Below are 19,138 nucleotides of genomic sequence, written 5' to 3'. Positions count from 1 at the left end.
CTTGCCGCCTTGTTGTGACGCGAATGATTTTGAGGATTTGCGTAATCAAATATTAAATTTTAGCAAGGAACGAACATGCAAGCGGCAACCGTAAAAATTAACCGCCGCGCTCTGCGACACAACCTGCAACGCCTGCGCGAACTGGCTCCTGCCAGCCGTATGGTGGCGGTGGTGAAAGCAAACGCATACGGGCATGGTCTGCTGGAGACTGCCCAAACCCTGGCTGATGCCGACGCCTTTGGTGTCGCCCGCCTTGAAGAAGGTGTTCGGTTGCGTGCAGGGGGAATTACTCAGCCCATCCTGCTGCTCGAAGGTTTCTTCAATGCAAGCGATCTGCCGACAATTGCCGAGCAGAATTTCCAGACTGCCGTTCACTGTATCGAGCAGCTTGAAGCGCTGGAGCAGGCCGAGTTAAGCCAGCCGATTACCGTGTGGATGAAACTGGATACCGGCATGCACCGTTTGGGCATCTTGCCTGAAGAAGCCGAAGCGTTTTATCAGCGTCTTTGCCGCTGTAAAAACGTCAGCCAGCCGGTGAATATCGTCAGCCATTTTGCCCGCGCTGATGAACCTGAATCCGACGCCACACCGCGCCAGCTTGATATCTTCAATTCGTTTACCGCAGGCAAACCAGGACAGCGTTCTATTAGCGCGTCTGGTGGCATTTTGCTGTGGCCGGACTCGCATATGGATTGGGTTCGCCCAGGTATCATTCTTTATGGTGTTTCACCTCTTGAGCAAAAACCGTGGGGCGTCGATTTTGGCTTCCAGCCGGTGATGTCACTGACTTCCAGCCTGATTGCCGTGCGTCAACATAAAGCCGGTGAAGCAGTGGGTTACGGCGGCACCTGGATTGCTGAGCGCGATACACGTCTGGGTGTGGTAGCGATGGGTTATGGCGACGGTTACCCGCGCGCGGCACCATCTGGTACACCTGTGCTGGTGAATGGCCGGGAAGTGCCGATTGTCGGGCGTGTCGCGATGGACATGATTTGTGTCGACCTCGGCCCACAATCAGAAGACAAAGTGGGCGATAGCGTGGTGATGTGGGGTGACAATTTGCCGGTTGAGCGCATCGCTGAAATCACAAAAGTGAGTGCTTACGAACTTATCACGCGCCTGACTTCAAGGGTTGCGATGGAATACCTGGATTAATTTTCTTGTCTTCCCCCTCACCCTCGGGGCTGTCTCTTAGTCTCTCCTTTTAAGTAGGGAGACTGTTCCGTTCACCCGATGTTCCGTGTTTCATATAGCTACTGTACCGGTGAACGACTTAGGGTGGCCACCGTCGCCACCCTAAGAACTCGGACTCCCGGCAAATCAATCGCCGCAAGCGGTAAACACCGTTTTTCACCCAACATTCAGGGTCGTTCGCGACTCGTTCCAGACGATCGCTCACTCACGTGGCTCCCGGCCACGTGACCCCGACTGAAGGGTGAAAAACGGCGCGATTGAAGCCGGAACCGAAGGTCAACGTCAAAACCCAAAGACAGCACCGAGCAGGTTTTGACCTTGTACCTGGTATAAATTGCCCCAGTGTTCCCCATAAATCAGGGTTGAGCTGCCGGGAGCAGCGAAAGAGAGCGATCCGCCGGGAGCGAGTCGCGAACGACCCTGATGTTGGGGATAAGCTGGGGTTTACCGCGTAGCGGCAATTTAATGACCGGGCGCCAGGATTATCAAGGAGAGGGCGTTCTCTCCTTGATACGTTCACCGTTTTCGGGAATGAAAGAGATAACTGAACGCACGGGTGAACGGAAAATCAACGAGGCTTAAAGATCTCACCCTGACAAGATTGCCTGAGTGAGTTGTGTATAAGAGACCGCCCTCAGGGAGAGGGGTGTTTCTAAGCACAAACCCCTCGATCTCGCCCCAACTTCCGGTTTACAGTGGTTGTCCGCAACACTGTAAACCAGGAGAACCTCACCGTGTTTCAAAAAGTTGACGCCTATGCTGGCGACCCAATCCTTTCCTTAATGGAACGTTTCAAAGTTGACTCGCGTAGTGACAAGGTAAACCTCAGCATTGGCCTCTATTACAACGAAGATGGGGTCATCCCGCAGTTGCAGGCTGTTGAAGAAGCTGAAGAACGCCTGAATTCTCAACCACATGACGCATCGCTTTACCTGCCGATGGAAGGCCTGAGCAGCTATCGCAGCGCGATTGCACCGCTGCTGTTTGGCGCAAACCATCCTGCGCTGCTTGAAGAACGTATCGCGACCATTCAAACCGTTGGCGGTTCTGGTGCGTTAAAAGTGGGTGCGGACTTCCTGAAAACCTATTTTCCGGATTCACAGGTATGGGTCAGCGATCCGACCTGGGAAAACCACATCGCAATCTTTGGTGGTGCGGGTTTTAAGGTGAATACCTACCCGTGGTTTGATAGCGAAACCAATGGTGTGCGCTTCGAAGCGTTGCTGGAAACCCTGAACACGCTGCCTGCGCAAAGTATCGTGTTGCTCCATCCGTGCTGCCATAACCCGACAGGTTCTGACCTGACGGATGCGCAGTGGGATGCGGTGGTTGAAATCCTCAAAGCGCGTAACTTAATTCCGTTCCTCGACATTGCCTATCAGGGTTTTGGCGCGGGTATGGAAGAGGATGCATACGCGATTCGCGCAGTTGCCAGCGCTGGCCTGCCAGCTTTAATCAGCAACTCATTTTCCAAGATTTTCTCAATGTATGGCGAACGCGTGGGCGGGTTATCGGTCGTCTGTGACGATGCCGAAACAGCAGGCCGTGTATTGGGCCAACTAAAAGCTACCGTGCGCCGTAACTATTCCAGCCCGCCAAACTTCGGTGCGCAGGTTATCGCTGCGGTTCTGAACGACGAACAGCTGAAAACCAACTGGCTGGCAGAAGTCGAAACGATGCGTCGCCGTATTCTCGACATGCGCCAGGCACTGGTTTCAGTACTGAGGGCTGAAATGCCGGAACGTAACTTCGACTACCTGCTGCAACAACGTGGGATGTTCAGTTATACCGGCCTGAGTGCGGAGCAAGTCGATCGTCTGCGTGATGAGTTTGGTGTCTATCTGATTGCCAGCGGACGCATGTGTGTCGCGGGGCTAAACAGCAATAACGTACAGCGCGTGGCGCAGGCGTTTGCCGCTGTAATGTGAGTACTTACTCACATTAATTCTGGTTTACTCCTTCGCCCTCAGGGCGAAGGCTGGGATGAGGGTGATTCTTCACAAATTCAATTCTGTGATCATCACCTTTTTCTATGACAAATCCTGATAAATTCCTTTTACTATCAGCCTCTCGCGAGTATGGTCGGGTAGGTTTTTGACCAGTTGTTCCACTTTCTAACGATAAAAACTGATGAAAATAAAGGGAAAATGATGCGTAAAATTACCCTGGCATTAAGTGCCGCGTGTTTGTTATTAGGATTGAACCAGTCTGCCGTTGCTAAGGAATCTGCACCCGCTCCTCTGAATCCTGGCGTCACCGTTGCGCAGTTAGCACAGCAAGTCCCCATTCACTGGGTTTCTGTCGCTCAAATTGAAAATAGCCTGATGGGGCGTGCGCCGATGGCGGTGGGTTTCGATATTGACGACACGGTGCTGTTCTCAAGCCCAGGTTTTTACCGTGGGCAAAAAGAATTCTCACCGGGCAAACAGGATTACCTGAAAAACCCATCTTTCTGGGAAAAAATGAACAACGGCTGGGATGACTTCAGCATGCCGAAAGAAGTCGCGAAAAGTCTTATCGCCATGCACCTCAAACGAGGTGACAGCATCTATTTTGTGACTGGCCGCAGCCAAACTAAAACCGAAACCGTAACTCAGACACTGCAAAAAGACTTCTTAATCCCGGAAGCCAATGTAAACCCAGTTATTTTTGCCGGTGACCAACCTGGACAAAATACCAAAACCCAATGGCTGAAAGATAAGAAAATCAAAGTGTTCTACGGCGATTCTGACGGTGATATTACCGCGGCTCAAGATGTAGGTGCCCGTGGCATCCGTTTATTACGCGCTTCGAATTCCAGCTACCAACCGCTGCCAAAAGCCGGGGCTTTTGGCGAGGAAGTGATTGTTAACTCTGAATATTGATCATATTGACTGATATTAGACGGCGATGCGCGCAAGCAAGTCGCCGTTTTTTTCATCAAAAATCCCCTGTCGGGTTTTACCTTTTGGTGAGTTGCTCGCACACTTAGAGGTGCCAGTTTCATAAACTGGGCGTGACATTGAATCCACTGGAGCAGGTAAAAGGGGAAAAAAATGACCAATTCGGAGCTATTGCAGTACTGCATGAACAAACCCGGAGCGGAACAAACTGTTCATAGCGACTGGAAGGCCACACAAATCAAAGTAGCGGATGTGATGTATGCCATGGTGCATGACATCGAAGCACGCCCGGCTGTTTCGTTAAAAGCCAGTCCGGGGCTGACTGATTTACTGCGTGAGAGCCACAAAGACGTGTTCCCCAGTGCGCATTTGAACAAAGCACACTGGAGCACGTTATATCTGGATGGGTCGCTGCCCGACTCGCAAATTTATTATCTGGTGGATGCCTCTTACCAGCAGGCATTATCGCTGCTGCCACAGGAAACCAGGCAGCAGCTCTCTGACTGACTACTTCAGCAAAGGTTTGAGGAAACGAGCGGTATGTGAAGCTTCGCATTCCGCGACGGTTTCTGGCGTACCGGAAACCAGAATCTCTCCGCCGCCGCTACCGCCTTCTGGGCCAAGGTCGACAATCCAGTCTGCCGTTTTAATCACGTCCAGGTTATGTTCGATAACCACAATGGTGTTGCCCTGATCGCGCAACTGATGCAGAACTTCCAACAACTGCTGGATATCGGCAAAATGCAGGCCAGTGGTTGGCTCATCAAGGATATACAACGTCTGGCCAGTGCCACGCTTAGAAAGCTCACGCGCCAGTTTCACACGCTGTGCTTCACCGCCTGACAACGTCGTTGCTGACTGCCCAAGCCGAATGTAAGACAAGCCTACGTCGATGAGCGTTTGCAGCTTACGCGCCAGCGCCGGTACGGCATCAAAGAATTCACGAGCATCTTCAATGGTCATATCCAGCACTTCGTGGATGCTTTTGCCTTTGTACTTAACTTCCAGCGTTTCGCGGTTATAGCGCTTCCCTTTGCACTGGTCGCATGGCACGTAAATATCCGGCAAGAAGTGCATCTCGACTTTGATCACGCCATCGCCCTGGCACGCTTCGCAGCGCCCGCCACGCACGTTAAAGCTAAAACGCCCTGGCGTATAACCTCGCGCACGGGATTCCGGCACGCCCGCAAACAGCTCGCGCACTGGTGTAAACACGCCGGTATAAGTCGCTGGGTTTGAACGTGGTGTACGGCCAATCGGGCTTTGGTCGATATCAATAACTTTGTCGAAATGCTCCAGACCATGAACTTCGCGGTACGGCGCAGGTTCTGCAAGCGTTGCACCGTTCAATTGGGTTTGAGCAATCGGGAAAAGCGTATCGTTAATCAGCGTCGATTTACCGGAACCTGAAACCCCGGTCACGCAGGTAAACAAGCCGACGGGCAGCGTCAACGTCACATCTTTCAGGTTGTTGCCCTTCGCACCAACCAGCTTCAACACCTTCTCTGGGTCAGCGGGAACGCGGTGTTTCGGCAGCGCAATTTCACGCTTACCGCTGAGGAACTGCCCGGTCAGAGATTCCGGCGCATCGATAATATCCTGCATGGTGCCTTCGGCAACGACATGGCCGCCGTGAACACCCGCACCCGGGCCGATATCGATAATATGGTCTGCGGCACGAATCGCATCTTCGTCGTGTTCGACGACAATCACGGTATTACCGAGATCGCGCAGGTGAATCAGCGTTTCCAGTAAACGTTCGTTATCGCGCTGATGCAGACCGATTGACGGCTCATCGAGCACGTACATCACGCCCACAAGACCCGCGCCAATCTGGCTTGCCAGACGAATACGCTGCGCTTCACCGCCCGAAAGTGTCTCTGCGGAACGGGAAAGTGACAGATAATTTAGGCCGACATTCACCAGGAATTTCAGGCGATCGCCAATCTCTTTCAAGATTTTTTCAGCGATTTGCGCACGTTGCCCACTGAGCTTCATGTTGTGGAAGAACTCCATCGCATGACCAATGCTCATATCAGAGATAGTTGGCAGCGGCGTGTTTTCAACAAACACGTGGCGTGCTTCACGGCGCAGACGCGTACCTTCGCAGCTTGCGCATGAACGGTTGCTGATAAATTTCGCCAGTTCTTCACGCACCGCGGAAGATTCGGTTTCTTTATAGCGACGTTCCATATTATGCAGAACGCCTTCAAACGGATGGCGGCGCACCGAGGTATCACCACGGTCGTTTATATATTTGAATTCAATGCTTTCTTTACCCGAACCATTCAGCACCACGTTTTTCACGCTGGCGCTCAGTTCGTTCCATGGCGTTTCGACATCAAACTTATAATGCTCTGCCAGCGAACGCATCATGGTGAAGTAATAGAAGTTACGGCGATCCCAGCCGCGAATTGCACCGCCAGCCAGCGAAAGTTCACCGTTTTGCACCACGCGTTCCGGGTCGAAATACTGCTGTACGCCAAGCCCGTCACAGGTTGGGCAGGCACCGGCCGGATTGTTGAACGAGAACAGACGTGGTTCCAGCTCGCGCATGCTGTAGCCGCAAATCGGGCAGGCAAAGTTGGCAGAGAACAGCAACTCTTCGGCTTTTTCATCGTCCATATCGGCGACAACCGCAGACCCACCGGACAAATCCAGCGCAGTCTCAAACGACTCAGCCAGGCGCTGTGCTAAATCCTCACGCACCTTGAAACGGTCAACCACCACTTCAATGGTATGTTTTTTCTGTAATTCCAGCTTTGGCGGATCGGAGAGATCACACACTTCGCCGTCGATCCTCGCGCGGATATAACCCTGGCTTGCCAGGTTTTCCAGCGTCTTGGTGTGCTCGCCTTTTCTGTCTTTAATAATCGGCGCAAGCAACATCAGGCGCTTACCTTCCGGCTGCGCTAAAACGTTATCGACCATCTGGCTGACCGTTTGTGCTGCCAGCGTGACATTGTGGTCTGGGCAACGCGGTTCACCGACACGCGCATACAACAGGCGCAAGTAGTCATGAATTTCAGTGATGGTGCCGACGGTTGAACGCGGGTTGTGCGAAGTGGATTTCTGCTCGATAGAAATCGCCGGCGACAAACCTTCAATGTGGTCGACATCCGGCTTTTCCATCAATGACAGGAACTGACGCGCATAGGCGGAAAGGGACTCAACGTAACGACGCTGCCCCTCGGCGTATAAGGTGTCGAAAGCCAGTGAGGATTTGCCAGAACCCGAAAGCCCAGTCACAACAATCAGCTTGTCGCGTGGAATAACGAGGTTAATATTTTTGAGATTGTGGGTGCGGGCGCCCCGAACTTCGATCTTATCCATTCACCTTTCCCGGTTTAAACGCTTTTTGCCAGGCCGCACTGGAGGCCGCCGACGATCACAAACGGCTAATTATGACACAATAAAACCTGAATGAATATCCAGTGTTTTAATGCAACAATGTATACCCCGAAGACATTCTGGAATGCATCCCGCAGCTATAAAGATTAGGGGTGGCGTGGTAGAATCGAGGGTTTACACTACTTATTAAACGTTTCAGGAGACACGACCATGGCCAGCAGAGGCGTAAACAAGGTGATTCTCGTCGGGAATCTGGGTCAAGACCCGGAAGTACGCTACATGCCAAATGGTGGCGCAGTTGCCAACATTACTCTGGCCACGTCAGAGTCCTGGCGCGATAAGCAAACCGGCGAAACCAAAGAAAAGACTGAATGGCACCGCGTAGTGCTGTTTGGCAAACTGGCAGAAGTCGCGGGTGAATACCTGCGTAAAGGCTCCCAGGTTTATATCGAAGGTGCATTGCAGACGCGTAAATGGACTGACCAGGCAGGCGTTGAAAAATACACCACCGAAATCGTGGTTAACGTTGGCGGCACCATGCAAATGCTGGGTGGCCGTGCAGCAGGCGGTGCTCCAGCAGGTGGCGGTAACCCAGGTCAGCAGCAAGGTGGTTGGGGTCAGCCTCAGCAACCGCAGCAGGGTGGCAACCAGTTCAGCGGCGGCGCGCAATCTCGTCCGCAGCAGAGCGCACCAGCACCATCTAACAATGAACCACCAATGGACTTCGACGACGACATTCCTTTCTAAAATTAATTTTAGAAATCATCGTTAAGAAACCTGTTATCAAACCCCGATCTTTTCGGGGTTTTTTTATTTATAGATGAATACGTTATCAACAGTTATTAGATTTAATAACTTCAAAAACCCATTAATACATTTCTAATGATGTCAGATAAATCCTAATACCTGGATTCCCGTCACTCAGGAGAAGCGGCAAAAAGAGTAAAATCTGCGCACCGATTTTCGCCTGTACGAATACCCAAAAGCCTGGGCAGCAAACCAAATCAATAATTCGGTATACCCTCCCGTGATGACAACTATTCACGCGGGCCGCTTAATTTAAACAGGGAAATAATCCGTTATGTCTCGACCCGTCCGCATGCCAGTTGTTGTTTCCTGGCTGTTCGCCAGTATTGTTACGCTATTACTGACCGCGTGTGGTGGAAGTGAAACTCCATCAAAAACCACTGCTCAGACTTCACCGCCAGCGGTACAAACAAAAATCGAATTTCTGGAACGCTGGGATGTCGATCGTTTGAATCGTATCCTGAAAACCGATACGCCTCAGCAGTTCGGTGTTCATACCACCTACACACCGGCACGCAATGCCGTCAATCTGTACCGGGTCACTTACGCTTCAGTGATTCCCAACATGGGAAATAAACCAACCGTAGCATCAGGTTTGCTGGCGATACCGGATAACGCGGCAACAACACATACATTGCCGATGGTTTCCTACCAGCACGGCACGGTCTACGGGCGTCAACAAGTGCCATCATTCCCTGACCAATCCCCGGAAACTCAGCTAATGATTGCTCAGTTCGCAGGCCAGGGTTATGTGTTGATTGGTGCGGATTACTTTGGGCTTGGCACGTCGACAGAGCCTGAAGGGTACATGGTGAAAGCCAGCCATCAGCAGGCGACTTATGACATGCTAATGGCCAGTCGGAACGTACTGAAGCAGAAGAATATTTCGACCAATAAACTCTTTCTTGCAGGCTGGTCGCAAGGCGGCTTTGTTTCGATGTCATTGCTGCAAAAACTTGATGTTATGGGTGTGAAGGTCGATGCCACTGCGACAGCTAGCGCGCCGCTGGATTTATATGCGCTGGTGAGTGGTGCGCTCTACACACCGCAAGCGCATCCTGCGGTCTGGCTGAATAGCATTTTCATCCTTGCCGCCTTCTCCTTCGAAAACTATTACGATTCGCCTGACTTAGCGCGATCCGTGATTGCCGATAAGTACTATACGATGTCAAAAGCAGCTTACGACCGCACGCCGTACACCGGTGCGATCCCGACGGATCTGCATATCCTGCTTCGCCCTGAAATGTACGATCCTCAGGCTTTAAAAGCGTCAGCTTTCGGGAAATTGCTCAGTCAGACAGAAGCCTACAAATGGGATTACCGTTCTGCGGTGCGCAATTATTATGGCGACGCGGATGAAGCCGTTCCGGTAGACGACGCGCGTATGGCAATGACTTATGCAATGCAGAAGGGTGACTCGATGGTGAAGGCCATTTCCACTGGGGAAACCGATCATCGTGGTACGTTTGCGACAGCGGTGCCGGAATGGAAAAGCTGGTTTGATGGGTTGTCGAAGCAGTAAAACAGTTTGATTGCAGTGGTCAATATGAACTTGAGGGGGCTTTGCCCCCTCAATTTGATCAGGTCATCACCATCGGCCATTCAGGTGGGGTGTGGCTTGAGATCTCAATCATAATGTCTTTAAACGATTCCCAGATAACCGGGAAGTCGGCCAATGTCAGGCCCAATAAACCGGTCGCAAACCACAATGAAGCCGCGATGCCCAGGCCACTGCTGATCGCGGCTAAAAACGCGTAATCAGATTTGCGAAATTGAATATTCAACGTGCTGGCTAAAAACATCAAAACCGCACTGACTAAAGGCCAGCGCATTAGCAAAACGCTGGTTGTGATTGCCGCCATGAATCTGTGCCTCGGAACGAAAATGTAAGAGAATTCCTGTTTCACAGGATTTGTGAACTATATCACAATCGTTCTTTTAATAGCCACTTGAGCAGCACATTTTCTGTTCCGTTTTTTCGATGAACTCAGGTACAAATATTTAGCGGACAGCGTCAGGCGTGATGGCGATAGTCGGTTGGTGTGCGGTCAAACTCACGGCGGAAAACGCGTGAAAAAGTCTGCTGAGACACGTAACCGTAATCCATCGCGATATCGAAAATCGGGCGCTGAGTGTTGCGTAACTCTTTCGCCGCCATCAGTAGTCGGCGCTGACGAATGTATTCACCCAACGTCTGGCGTTTCACGGTACGGAACATCCTTTGTAGATACCATTTTGAATAACCAGATTTTTTTGCCACAGCGTCAATGCTCAGCGGCTGATCAATGTGATCGTCAATCCATTCAGTCAATGTTTGAATAATATCCTGGTGTGCCATAAACCATCCCCATAGCCGGATTTGTTGGCAGCGAGTATAATTCCTCAAGTTAACTTGAGGTAAAGAGCAAAATGGAAAAGAAATCACCGCGCTTTAAATCATTACTGAGTCCGGGAGAAGTGGCGAAGCGTAGCGGCGTCGCCGTGTCTGCGTTGCACTTCTATGAGAGCAAAGGGTTAATCAAAAGCGTACGAAATAGCGGCAACCAACGGCGCTACACGCGTGATGTGCTGCGAAACGTGGCGATTATTAAGATTGCCCAGCGCATTGGTATTCCACTGGCGACGATTGGTGAAGAATTTGGTGTGCTGCCTGATGGGCATAAAATTAATAAAAACGACTGGAAAAAGATGTCGTCACAATGGCGTGAAGAGCTGGAGCGGCGCATTCATACATTAACCGCATTGCGGGATGAACTGGATGGCTGCATCGGTTGCGGCTGTTTATCGGGTGCCGATTGTCCATTGCGCAATCCTGGCGATAAACTCGGTGAGCAGGGGACGGGCGCGCGTCTTCTTGAGGATTAACACTGGCGTGAAGCGATGGAATGGCAGGCAAAACTAAAGCGCCCAACTTCGGCGCTTTAGTTTGTTCCCGGTCTTTGTCTTTCGATCTATCCCGCTTTTCGCAAGGAGGGTTTCCCCCGACATCAGCGTCCCTCAATCACACATTCTCAGGAGGTTCCGGATTGCGCTGACAACTTAATTGTAGATCCCTTCGGCCAGGTTTCAAGGTGATTTGCATCTTTTTTGTACAGTTCTAATACTTCACTTTTTGCTCATTTACCTATAGTTAACTCATCTTGTTAAACAGAAGGTTGACTCATGCTTATCGTCCATCACCTCAATAACTCCCGCTCGCAGCGTATTTTATGGATGCTTGAAGAACTGCAAGTGCCGTACCAGATTGTTCGCTATCAGCGCGAACCGACCATGCTGGCACCTGAGTCATTAAAATCTGTGCACCCGTTAGGGAAGTCGCCAGTGGTGGAAGATAATGGCAATATTCTCGCCGAGTCAGGGGCAATCATTGAATATCTGCAAGAAACCTACGATTTAGAAAGCCGCTTCAAACCGATTTCCAGCCAGGAAAAACTGCGTTATCGCTTTTGGCTGCATTACGCCGAAGGATCGTTAATGCCATTGCTAATGATGAAACTGGTTTTCGGCAGCCTGGGAAAAGAGCCTGTTCCGTGGTTACTGCGTCCGGTTGGTAATCTACTGGGGCAAGGTGTGCAAAAGGCCTATCTGAATAAACAGATTATGACCCATGCGCGTTATCTCGAAGATTCGCTACAAAAAAATCCGTGGTTTGCAGGCCAGGCGTTTAGTGCGGCAGATATACAGATGAGTTTCCCGGTTATCGCGTTGCTCTCTCGCGGCGGCATCAACGATTTACCGAATCTCCAGAATTGGCACAGTAAAGTGCAAATGCGCCCTGCCTGGCAGAGAGCAATTCAGCAAGGTGGGCCGTTCGAAATCCCTTAATTCCTTCTATCGAAAAATCCTATGAGTCAGGAAAATATATAACCAGTATCTTGCATCATTGTTGCTAAATTGCGCATTGACGATAACGTTTGCGCACGAGGTGGCGATAATTTCGCCTGCTAACGCTTTTTTCCGCAAAAAGCGGCAAAGTTCGGTTGAAAATCCATGTAAGAAGGCCGGATAATCGTTTGCCTTAATTTTGACGCTCAGTTTGTATGCGCGGAGTTAAACGTTTGCTTTTTTTGTGACGCCCCTTTTTTGTCGCAAACGCAGCACAGGGATCAATTCGTATTCTTTAAGAATTTGAACGTTTAATTGGCAGCGGTCTGCCAACCACGCATACCAACGTAATCATAAAAATCTCAGGGGATTTTTCACTATGTCTAATCATTCTCCGCGTGCAACCGGCGGTCTCGATGCCTGGTTCAAAATATCTGCACGTGGCAGTACCGTTCGTCAGGAAGTGGTGGCGGGTTTAACCACTTTCCTCGCGATGGTGTACTCCGTGATCGTCGTGCCGGGCATGCTCGGTAAAGCAGGTTTCCCTCCTGCGGCGGTCTTTGTGGCAACTTGCCTGGTCGCCGGTGTTGGCTCTTTGGTGATGGGCCTGTGGGCAAACCTGCCGCTGGCCATTGGTTGCGCTATTTCACTGACTGCCTTTACCGCATTTAGCCTGGTATTAGGTCAACACATCAGTGTGCCTGTTGCTCTGGGTGCTGTTTTCCTGATGGGTGTGCTGTTTACTATCATCTCTGCAACCGGCATTCGTAGCTGGATTTTGCGTAACTTACCGATGGGTGTTGCGCATGGCACGGGTATTGGTATCGGCTTGTTCCTGCTGCTGATTGCGGCAAACGGTGTCGGCCTGGTTATCAAAAACCCGCTGGATGGCTTGCCCGTTGCGCTGGGCCATTTCGCCAGCTTCCCGGTCATCATGTCTTTGATTGGCCTGGCGGTCATCATCGGTCTGGAAAAGCTGAAAGTCCCTGGCGGCATTCTGCTGACCATCATCGGTATTTCTATTTTTGGCCTGATTTTCGATCCAACCGTGCATTTCTCTGGCATCTTCGCGATGCCATCGCTGAAAGATGAAGCGGGCAATTCACTGATTGGTAGCCTGGATATTATGGGCGCGCTGAATCCAGTGGTGTTACCGAGCGTTCTGGCGTTGGTGATGACGGCGGTATTCGATGCAACCGGCACCATCCGTGCTGTCGCGGGCCAGGCAAATCTGCTGGATAAAGACGGTCAAATCATTGATGGCGGTAAAGCACTGACTACCGACTCCCTGAGCTCCGTGTTCTCAGGCCTGGTGGGTGCAGCGCCAGCGGCCGTTTACATCGAGTCTGCGGCAGGTACTGCGGCGGGCGGTAAAACCGGTCTGACAGCCATCACCGTCGGCGTGCTGTTCCTGCTGATTCTGTTCCTTTCTCCGCTCTCTTATCTGGTTCCTGCTTACGCCACCGCTCCGGCGCTGATGTATGTGGGTCTGCTGATGCTGAGCAACGTGGCAAAAATCGACTTCGCTGATTTCGTTGATGCCATGGCTGGCCTGATCACTGCGGTATTCATCGTGCTGACCTGTAACATCGTTACCGGCATCATGATTGGCTTTGCATCGCTGGTCATTGGCCGCGTTGTTTCTGGTGAATGGCGCAAGCTGAACATCGGTACCGTGGCTATCGCAATCGCCTTAGTCGCATTCTATGCCGGCGGTTGGGCAATTTAATTTTACTCGTCATACTTCAAGCTGCAGGGTTGTTGGCTGCACTCGCGAACCCCAGTCACTTACTTTAGTAAGCTCCTGGGGATTCGCTCTCTTGCCGCCTACCTGCAACTCGAATTATTTAGAGCAAAAACTCTGAATACTCCTTTCAAAACCAATCAAATCTTTTCCTGTTTCCTTCCTGTGTAAAAAGTTGTTTTACTATTGGGTATAACAACATCCTGCAAAAAGGGTTTCACAAAACACTGCGACTAAGGAAAGCATGGAAATCTTCTTTACTATTCTCATCATGACCCTTGTGGTTTCGCTCTCTGGTGTGGCTACACGTATGCTGCCGTTCCAGATCCCGCTTCCGTTAATGCAAATTGCGATAGGTGCCGTGCTTGCCTGGCCTCACTTCGGTTTGCATGTTGATTTCAATCCGGAACTCTTTCTGGTGCTGTTTATTCCACCATTGCTGTTTGCCGATGGCTGGAAAACACCGACCAACGAATTTCTTCGTCACGGGAGGGAAATCATTGGCCTGGCGCTGGTTCTGGTGCTGGTCACTGTGGTTGGCATTGGCTTCCTGATTTACTACCTGGTGCCAGGCATTCCGCTACTTCCGGCATTTGCTCTGGCGGCGGTGCTTTCACCGACCGATGCCGTGGCGCTTTCCGGTATCGTCGGAGAAGGGCGCATTCCTAAAAAAATTATGGGGATATTGCAGGGCGAAGCGCTGATGAACGACGCATCCGGCCTGGTATCGTTAAAAATGGCCGTCGCGGTGGCGGTTGGGTCGATGGTCTTTAGCGTCGGCGGAGCGACCTTCGAGTTCTTCAAAGTGGCGATTGGCGGCCTGCTGGCGGGGATTGCCGTCAGTTGGCTGTACGGAAAATCACTGCGCCTGATGAGCCGCTGGAGCGGTGATGAACCCGCCACGCAAATCCTGCTGCTGTTACTGCTGCCGTTTGCTTCTTACCTGATTGCTGAACACATTGGCGTTTCCGGCATCCTGGCCGCCGTGGCCGCCGGTATGACGATCACCCGTTCTGGTGTGTTGCGCAGTGCTCCACTGGCGATGCGCCTGCGTGCCAATAGCGTCTGGGCGATGCTCGAGTTTGTGTTCAACGGCATGGTGTTCTTGCTGCTGGGCCTGCAATTACCAGACATCATGAAAACGTCGATTGCTGCCGCAAACGCCGATCCGAACGTCGAATTGTGGATGCTATTTGTTGACATCGGGCTTATCTATTTTGCCCTCATCGGCTTACGTTTCTTGTGGCTGTGGACCATGAAACGCCTCAGCTTGCGCTTTATGAAAAAACGCCCGCTGGAGTTCGGTTCCTTTTCCACGCGCGAGCTGTGTATTGCTTCGTTCGCCGGTGTACGCGGGGCAATTACGCTTGCTGGTGTGCTTTCCATCCCGCTGTTACTCGGTAATGGCACGCCATTCCCGGCACGTTATGAGCTTATTTTCTTGTCGGCTGGGGTGATTTTATTCTCGCTGTTAGTCGGGGTGATCATGCTGCCGATTCTGCTGCGCAATGTCGAAGTCCCTGACAAATCGATGGCGCGCCAGGAAGAGCGTATTGCCCGTGCCGCCACGGCTGAAGTGGCGATCACCGCCATTGAGAAAATGGAAGAACGCCTGCAATCTGATGTCAACGAGAACATTGACGATCAGTTGCTCAAAGAGGTGAGCTCACGCGTGATAGGGAACTTGCGCCGCCGTGCTGATGGGCGAAATGATATGGAAAGTAGCGAGCTTGAAGAGAACCTTGAGCGCCGCTTCCGTCTGGCCGCGTTACGTTCCGAACGCGCCGAGCTTTATCATTTACGCGCGACGCAGAAAATCAGCAACGACACTTTAATGAAGCTGCTGCACGATCTCGATTTGCTCGAAGCGCTATTGGTCGAGCAGCAATAATTTTCCCGGTTCCTCTCCCTCAGCAGGGGGAGAGGATGAAGAGCGTTAATTTAAGGCATAGCGCTCAATCGAGATAAGAAAGTACTTATTATAATATTGAGAAAAGAGATGCGTCAGAAATGTAGCCATTCCCTCACAACGCCCTTGTTCATAAGGGTAAGTTACCTCTCCATAATTAGGGTCAAACAATTTTATTTTGCCCTGTTCCTGGCGTATTGCTAATGAGTGTCCACCCCCAGCTCTTTTAATAGACAAATGATAACCAAACCCTTGTTCTATATTATTTAATATTCCAGTGCTGATTTCTTCAGCAGTATTTGTTGGGGAGACTCTATTCTCATTAATAAAATTCACATTATTATTCTTGAGAATAGTATGAAGTACCGTTTTCATCGCCGCCATGTTGCCAACTTTGCTTAATTGCTCCTGGTAATTCACGATGCCACGGACTAAGCCTTTCCCCCTTTCGCCTGCGATATACGGCTTGAATGTCTCCCAGATTTTACCCGCCATCAGGTATGTTCCCGCCAGTCCCAGACAAACCCCGCCTTCTACACCATATTCAGTCACGTAGCCTTTACTGTCATGATTATTACCAATCCATGCTCCCTGTCTTTTAGAGGGGTCCGCATGTCCCCATTTATTTTTCACGATATAATCATTTTGACTATAGTGGTTATACTTTCCACCAGTCCGGGAGATCAGTTGTATGGAAGCACTTCTCATGTTAATTCCTTTTATACGATGAATTGTAGTCATTCAGTGTTTTGGCCGATGTTACGTAATTGAAATATCGATTTCTTAAGGTGGATCAATAAAATCTCTATATCAGAGCTTTCTTGTAACAATATAACTACGGACATATAATCCACATTGGATTTTATATCCGTAAATAATTGATGCTATTTACTCTGTTCTAAACCGGCCAAAACTCCTTACAACACGAAATCCACGCCTGCGCACTTTGCGAAATATAAACCCCTTCACGCCAAATCATCGCCAGTTGCCACGTCAAATCGCTGTTTAACGGCAGCCACATCAAGGTGTTTTTATCCAGCTTCTGGCAAATCGTTTCTGGCAAAATCGCAATTCCAACACCCGCTTGTACCATCGCGGCAAGGAAATCCCATTGCCCGCTACGCACCGCGATACGCGGCGTAAATCCATGCTCCTGAAACAGCTGAATGAGCTGGCGGCTCAGGGCGAAATCTTCGTTGTAGATAAGCAGCGGATGCGCGGCAAGTTCAATAGGGTCGATGCTGGTGCGCGTCGTCCACGGGCCAGATCGTGGCACCAGAACGCACAGCGGATTCTGGATCAACGGCAGCGTGGAAAAGGTATGTTCGTCATCAACGGGTAGCGCGGTCATGGCTAAATCCAGCTCGCCATTAAGCACCGCCTGTTGCACCGTCAAACCCCCGAATTCGGAAATCTTCAGCTCGACGCCAGGGTAGCGCTGGCGGTACAGGCTAATTGGCCCTGCCATCAACATGCCGACCATCGGGGGAATACCAAGGCGCAGTACACCTTTATTGAGATGATTAATATCACCAAGTTCGGCTTCCAACTGGCGAAACTCCGCCAAAATTGCCAAACCGTGCTGATAAACCACCTCACCGGTGTCGGTGAGTAACAGCTTGCGGCCATCGCGAATCAGCAGCGTGCAGCCCAGTTCATCTTCGAGATTGCGCAGCATTTTACTGATGGTCGGCTGAGTGACGAACATCTTCTGGGCAGCGCGGGTAAAACTTTGCTGGCGAACCACCTCAACAAAATAACGCAGTGTCCTGATGTCCATAACTATTCCCGTTGACTATACCTCTGATGATTTTAATTCATTTCTTTCAATGGAGTTGGCTAACTATAATCGCCACCTGATCTTTTTTTGGAGTGTGGCTCTCATGGCCGTGGCGTTACGTGAATTTACGCCAGTTTTTTTTCGCCGTATTCAGGTGCCAGTACAAGTGGCGCTATACGCGGGATTGTTTATTTTTGCCCAACAGTTGGTGGAATGGTGGCATTTGCCGCTGCCTGCGAACCTGGTAGGAATGCTGTTACTGCTGGCGTTAATCGTTTTCCGCGTGGTGCCCCTGAAATGGGTACGGGCAGGTTCTCGCTGGTTGCTGGCCGAAATGTTGTTGTTCTTCGTCCCCGCCGTGGTCGCGGTGGTGAATTACGCCGAACTACTAATGGTCGACGGCTGGCGCATTTTCCTGGTGATTGCTATCAGCACCACGCTGGTACTCGGTACTACTGCGCTGGTGGTGGATAAAGTCTATCGTTTTGAACTGGCGCGAGAAGCCCGCAGGCAGGCACGCGGTGAATAATTTCCAGCTAAGCATGCTGTGTCTGGTTATCACGCTCGGGCTCTATTTTGCGAATAAAAAACTCTATCGCCGTTTCCGAAAGTTGCCATTAATGCCGCTGGTATTAACGCCATTACTGCTGGTGGCGATGCTCATTTTTGGCCACATCTCCTATCAAAATTACATGGGTGAAGCGCACTGGCTATTGTGGCTACTTGGCCCGGCGACCATCGCTTTTGCGGTGCCGGTTTATGACAATCTCAGGGTGATTAAACGCCACTGGATGTCACTCACAGCCGGCGTTATCACCGCAACGGTGGTGGCTGTCACTAGTTCAGTCTGGCTGGCACGCTTATTTACCCTTTCCGACGAAATTCAGCGCAGCCTGGCTGTGCGCTCGATTACCACGCCTTTTGCATTAGCCGCTGCCAAACCGCTTGGCGGGCAACCAGAACTGGTGGCGTTATTTGTGGTGGTGACAGGCGTATTTGGTATGGCTGTGGGAGACGTGTTGTTTTTGCGCCTTGCTATTCGTGAAGGAATGGCAAAGGGTGCTGGTTTTGGTGCAGCGTCACATGGCGCAGGTACCGCTCGCTCCTACGAATTGGGTCCGCAGGAAGGCGTGGTAGCAAGCCTGGTGATGATGTTTTCCGGCGTAGTGATGGTGTTGATCGCACCTTTGGTCGGTTGGCTGATGTTTTAAACACTTTCCCCACTTTGCTTGAGGGAGAGGGCATTACCTCTTTCCCCACTTTGCTTGAGGGAGAGGGCATTACCTCTTTCCCCACTTTGCTTAAGGGAGAGGGCATTACCTCTTTCCTCCCTCTCCCTCAGGGAGAGGGCCGGGGTGAGGGCGGTATGAACGTTATCCCCATCAGTTCTTTCTCAATCTAATGCAATATCATGTTGCTTATCGTTATTTTATTTGGCTATTAACTCAGCAAAGATAATTCTCTTGTTTATTTTTTTTCTGACGCGTAGGGAATAATTTCTTCTGCAGAAGTATTAATCGGGCACTACTGTCACGGGTTATTAATAAAGTTTAATATATCATTAATAAATGGCATGTTGACAGTGCAGGTCTTAATGTTTATTCATGAGTGTGCGGACTGAATATTTTTATGGCATCTAAGGTAAT

At 50.8% G+C, this 19,138-nt stretch carries 17 protein-coding genes; 12 read left to right on the top strand and 5 right to left on the bottom strand.

Translation table 11 applies throughout. The features are described 5' to 3' along the window. Positions 1-75: 75 nt before the first annotated feature. The 4 genes from alr to MNO13_RS22795 all read left to right on the top strand — a co-directional run bounded on the left by alr (position 76) and on the right by MNO13_RS22795 (position 4,583). Positions 76-1,155, top strand: coding sequence for an alanine racemase (gene alr, locus MNO13_RS22810; RefSeq protein WP_241939347.1), 1,080 nt, complete (start codon positions 76-78; stop codon positions 1,153-1,155). A 773-nt stretch (positions 1,156-1,928) separates the two neighbouring features. Then, on the top strand, positions 1,929-3,122 hold the full coding sequence (tyrB, locus tag MNO13_RS22805; protein WP_232887090.1) for an aromatic amino acid transaminase: 1,194 nt from the start codon (positions 1,929-1,931) through the stop codon (positions 3,120-3,122). Between the two features lie 222 nt (positions 3,123-3,344). After that, on the top strand, positions 3,345-4,058 hold the full coding sequence (gene aphA, locus MNO13_RS22800) for an acid phosphatase AphA (RefSeq protein WP_064541206.1): 714 nt from the start codon (positions 3,345-3,347) through the stop codon (positions 4,056-4,058). A 171-nt stretch (positions 4,059-4,229) separates the two neighbouring features. Then, positions 4,230-4,583, top strand: coding sequence for an MmcQ/YjbR family DNA-binding protein (locus MNO13_RS22795; protein WP_064541203.1), 354 nt, complete (start codon positions 4,230-4,232; stop codon positions 4,581-4,583). Here the strand turns inward: MNO13_RS22795 and uvrA are convergent, their stop codons facing one another. Further along, the gene (uvrA, locus tag MNO13_RS22790) at positions 4,584-7,409 is read right to left on the bottom strand and encodes an excinuclease ABC subunit UvrA (RefSeq protein WP_064541200.1); all 2,826 of its coding nucleotides are present in this window, start codon (positions 7,407-7,409) and stop codon (positions 4,584-4,586) included. Positions 7,410-7,637: 228 nt separating this feature from the next. Here uvrA and ssb1 point away from each other — a divergent pair, with 228 nt between their 5' ends. Then, on the top strand, positions 7,638-8,174 hold the full coding sequence (ssb1, locus tag MNO13_RS22785) for a single-stranded DNA-binding protein SSB1 (protein ID WP_064541197.1): 537 nt from the start codon (positions 7,638-7,640) through the stop codon (positions 8,172-8,174). Between the two features lie 334 nt (positions 8,175-8,508). Further along, a complete protein-coding gene (locus MNO13_RS22780; protein WP_241939346.1) occupies positions 8,509-9,756 on the top strand; it encodes an alpha/beta hydrolase family protein in 1,248 nt (415 codons plus the stop codon). A gap of 58 nt (positions 9,757-9,814) precedes the next feature. On the opposite strand, the gene MNO13_RS22775 is transcribed toward MNO13_RS22780, so the two are convergent. Together MNO13_RS22775 and soxS are read right to left on the bottom strand one after the other, a co-directional pair. Beyond that, on the bottom strand, positions 9,815-10,096 hold the full coding sequence (locus MNO13_RS22775) for a YjcB family protein (RefSeq protein WP_064541194.1): 282 nt from the start codon (positions 10,094-10,096) through the stop codon (positions 9,815-9,817). A 152-nt stretch (positions 10,097-10,248) separates the two neighbouring features. Beyond that, on the bottom strand, positions 10,249-10,572 hold the full coding sequence (gene soxS, locus MNO13_RS22770) for a superoxide response transcriptional regulator SoxS (protein ID WP_064541192.1): 324 nt from the start codon (positions 10,570-10,572) through the stop codon (positions 10,249-10,251). A gap of 71 nt (positions 10,573-10,643) precedes the next feature. Between soxS and soxR the strand changes: the two genes are divergently transcribed. The 4 genes from soxR to MNO13_RS22750 all read left to right on the top strand — a co-directional run bounded on the left by soxR (position 10,644) and on the right by MNO13_RS22750 (position 15,694). Beyond that, positions 10,644-11,099 carry a redox-sensitive transcriptional activator SoxR gene (gene soxR, locus MNO13_RS22765; RefSeq protein WP_064541190.1) on the top strand — a complete coding sequence of 152 codons (456 nt, stop codon included), beginning with the start codon at positions 10,644-10,646 and terminating at the stop codon, positions 11,097-11,099. Positions 11,100-11,396: 297 nt separating this feature from the next. Next, positions 11,397-12,059, top strand: coding sequence for a glutathione S-transferase family protein (locus MNO13_RS22760; protein WP_064541188.1), 663 nt, complete (start codon positions 11,397-11,399; stop codon positions 12,057-12,059). A gap of 379 nt (positions 12,060-12,438) precedes the next feature. After that, positions 12,439-13,788 (top strand): NCS2 family permease, encoded by a 1,350-nt coding sequence (locus MNO13_RS22755; protein ID WP_064541185.1) that lies wholly within the window; start codon positions 12,439-12,441, stop codon positions 13,786-13,788. A 259-nt stretch (positions 13,789-14,047) separates the two neighbouring features. Further along, entirely contained in the window at positions 14,048-15,694 is a 1,647-nt protein-coding gene (locus MNO13_RS22750; protein WP_064541181.1) for a Na+/H+ antiporter, read from the top strand. A gap of 45 nt (positions 15,695-15,739) precedes the next feature. Here the strand turns inward: MNO13_RS22750 and MNO13_RS22745 are convergent, their stop codons facing one another. Both MNO13_RS22745 and MNO13_RS22740 read right to left on the bottom strand, forming a co-directional pair. Beyond that, on the bottom strand, positions 15,740-16,420 hold the full coding sequence (locus MNO13_RS22745; protein ID WP_241939345.1) for a YopT-type cysteine protease domain-containing protein: 681 nt from the start codon (positions 16,418-16,420) through the stop codon (positions 15,740-15,742). A gap of 190 nt (positions 16,421-16,610) precedes the next feature. Next, positions 16,611-17,492, bottom strand: coding sequence for a LysR family transcriptional regulator (locus tag MNO13_RS22740; RefSeq protein ID WP_241939344.1), 882 nt, complete (start codon positions 17,490-17,492; stop codon positions 16,611-16,613). Between the two features lie 103 nt (positions 17,493-17,595). Between MNO13_RS22740 and MNO13_RS22735 the strand changes: the two genes are divergently transcribed. Both MNO13_RS22735 and MNO13_RS22730 read left to right on the top strand, forming a co-directional pair. Beyond that, entirely contained in the window at positions 17,596-18,021 is a 426-nt protein-coding gene (locus MNO13_RS22735; protein ID WP_064541309.1) for a CidA/LrgA family protein, read from the top strand. After that, positions 18,014-18,703 carry an LrgB family protein gene (locus MNO13_RS22730; RefSeq protein WP_064541172.1) on the top strand — a complete coding sequence of 230 codons (690 nt, stop codon included), beginning with the start codon at positions 18,014-18,016 and terminating at the stop codon, positions 18,701-18,703. The genes MNO13_RS22735 and MNO13_RS22730 overlap by 8 nt, the downstream gene beginning before the upstream one ends. The last annotated feature ends 435 nt before the right edge of the window (positions 18,704-19,138 follow it).

The sequence above is a fragment of the Buttiauxella ferragutiae genome, from assembly GCF_022637515.1.
GTDB lineage: Bacteria > Pseudomonadota > Gammaproteobacteria > Enterobacterales > Enterobacteriaceae > Buttiauxella > Buttiauxella ferragutiae.
This window is presented reverse-complemented; position numbering and strand designations above follow the sequence as displayed.

Bases quoted from the DNA above. Each gene is read 5' to 3' on its own strand.
- MNO13_RS22740 (WP_241939344.1), bottom strand. From the start codon at position 17,492: ATGGACATCAGGACACTGCGTTATTTTGTTGAGGTGGTTCGCCAGCAA.
- MNO13_RS22775 (WP_064541194.1), bottom strand. From the start codon at position 10,096: ATGGCGGCAATCACAACCAGCGTTTTGCTAATGCGCTGGCCTTTAGTC.
- MNO13_RS22750 (WP_064541181.1), top strand. From the start codon at position 14,048: ATGGAAATCTTCTTTACTATTCTCATCATGACCCTTGTGGTTTCGCTC.
- MNO13_RS22755 (WP_064541185.1), top strand. From the start codon at position 12,439: ATGTCTAATCATTCTCCGCGTGCAACCGGCGGTCTCGATGCCTGGTTC.
- MNO13_RS22780 (WP_241939346.1), top strand. From the start codon at position 8,509: ATGTCTCGACCCGTCCGCATGCCAGTTGTTGTTTCCTGGCTGTTCGCC.
- MNO13_RS22760 (WP_064541188.1), top strand. From the start codon at position 11,397: ATGCTTATCGTCCATCACCTCAATAACTCCCGCTCGCAGCGTATTTTA.
- uvrA (WP_064541200.1), bottom strand. From the start codon at position 7,409: ATGGATAAGATCGAAGTTCGGGGCGCCCGCACCCACAATCTCAAAAAT.
- soxS (WP_064541192.1), bottom strand. From the start codon at position 10,572: ATGGCACACCAGGATATTATTCAAACATTGACTGAATGGATTGACGAT.
- ssb1 (WP_064541197.1), top strand. From the start codon at position 7,638: ATGGCCAGCAGAGGCGTAAACAAGGTGATTCTCGTCGGGAATCTGGGT.
- MNO13_RS22795 (WP_064541203.1), top strand. From the start codon at position 4,230: ATGACCAATTCGGAGCTATTGCAGTACTGCATGAACAAACCCGGAGCG.
- alr (WP_241939347.1), top strand. From the start codon at position 76: ATGCAAGCGGCAACCGTAAAAATTAACCGCCGCGCTCTGCGACACAAC.
- soxR (WP_064541190.1), top strand. From the start codon at position 10,644: ATGGAAAAGAAATCACCGCGCTTTAAATCATTACTGAGTCCGGGAGAA.
- MNO13_RS22735 (WP_064541309.1), top strand. From the start codon at position 17,596: ATGGCCGTGGCGTTACGTGAATTTACGCCAGTTTTTTTTCGCCGTATT.
- MNO13_RS22745 (WP_241939345.1), bottom strand. From the start codon at position 16,420: ATGAGAAGTGCTTCCATACAACTGATCTCCCGGACTGGTGGAAAGTAT.
- aphA (WP_064541206.1), top strand. From the start codon at position 3,345: ATGCGTAAAATTACCCTGGCATTAAGTGCCGCGTGTTTGTTATTAGGA.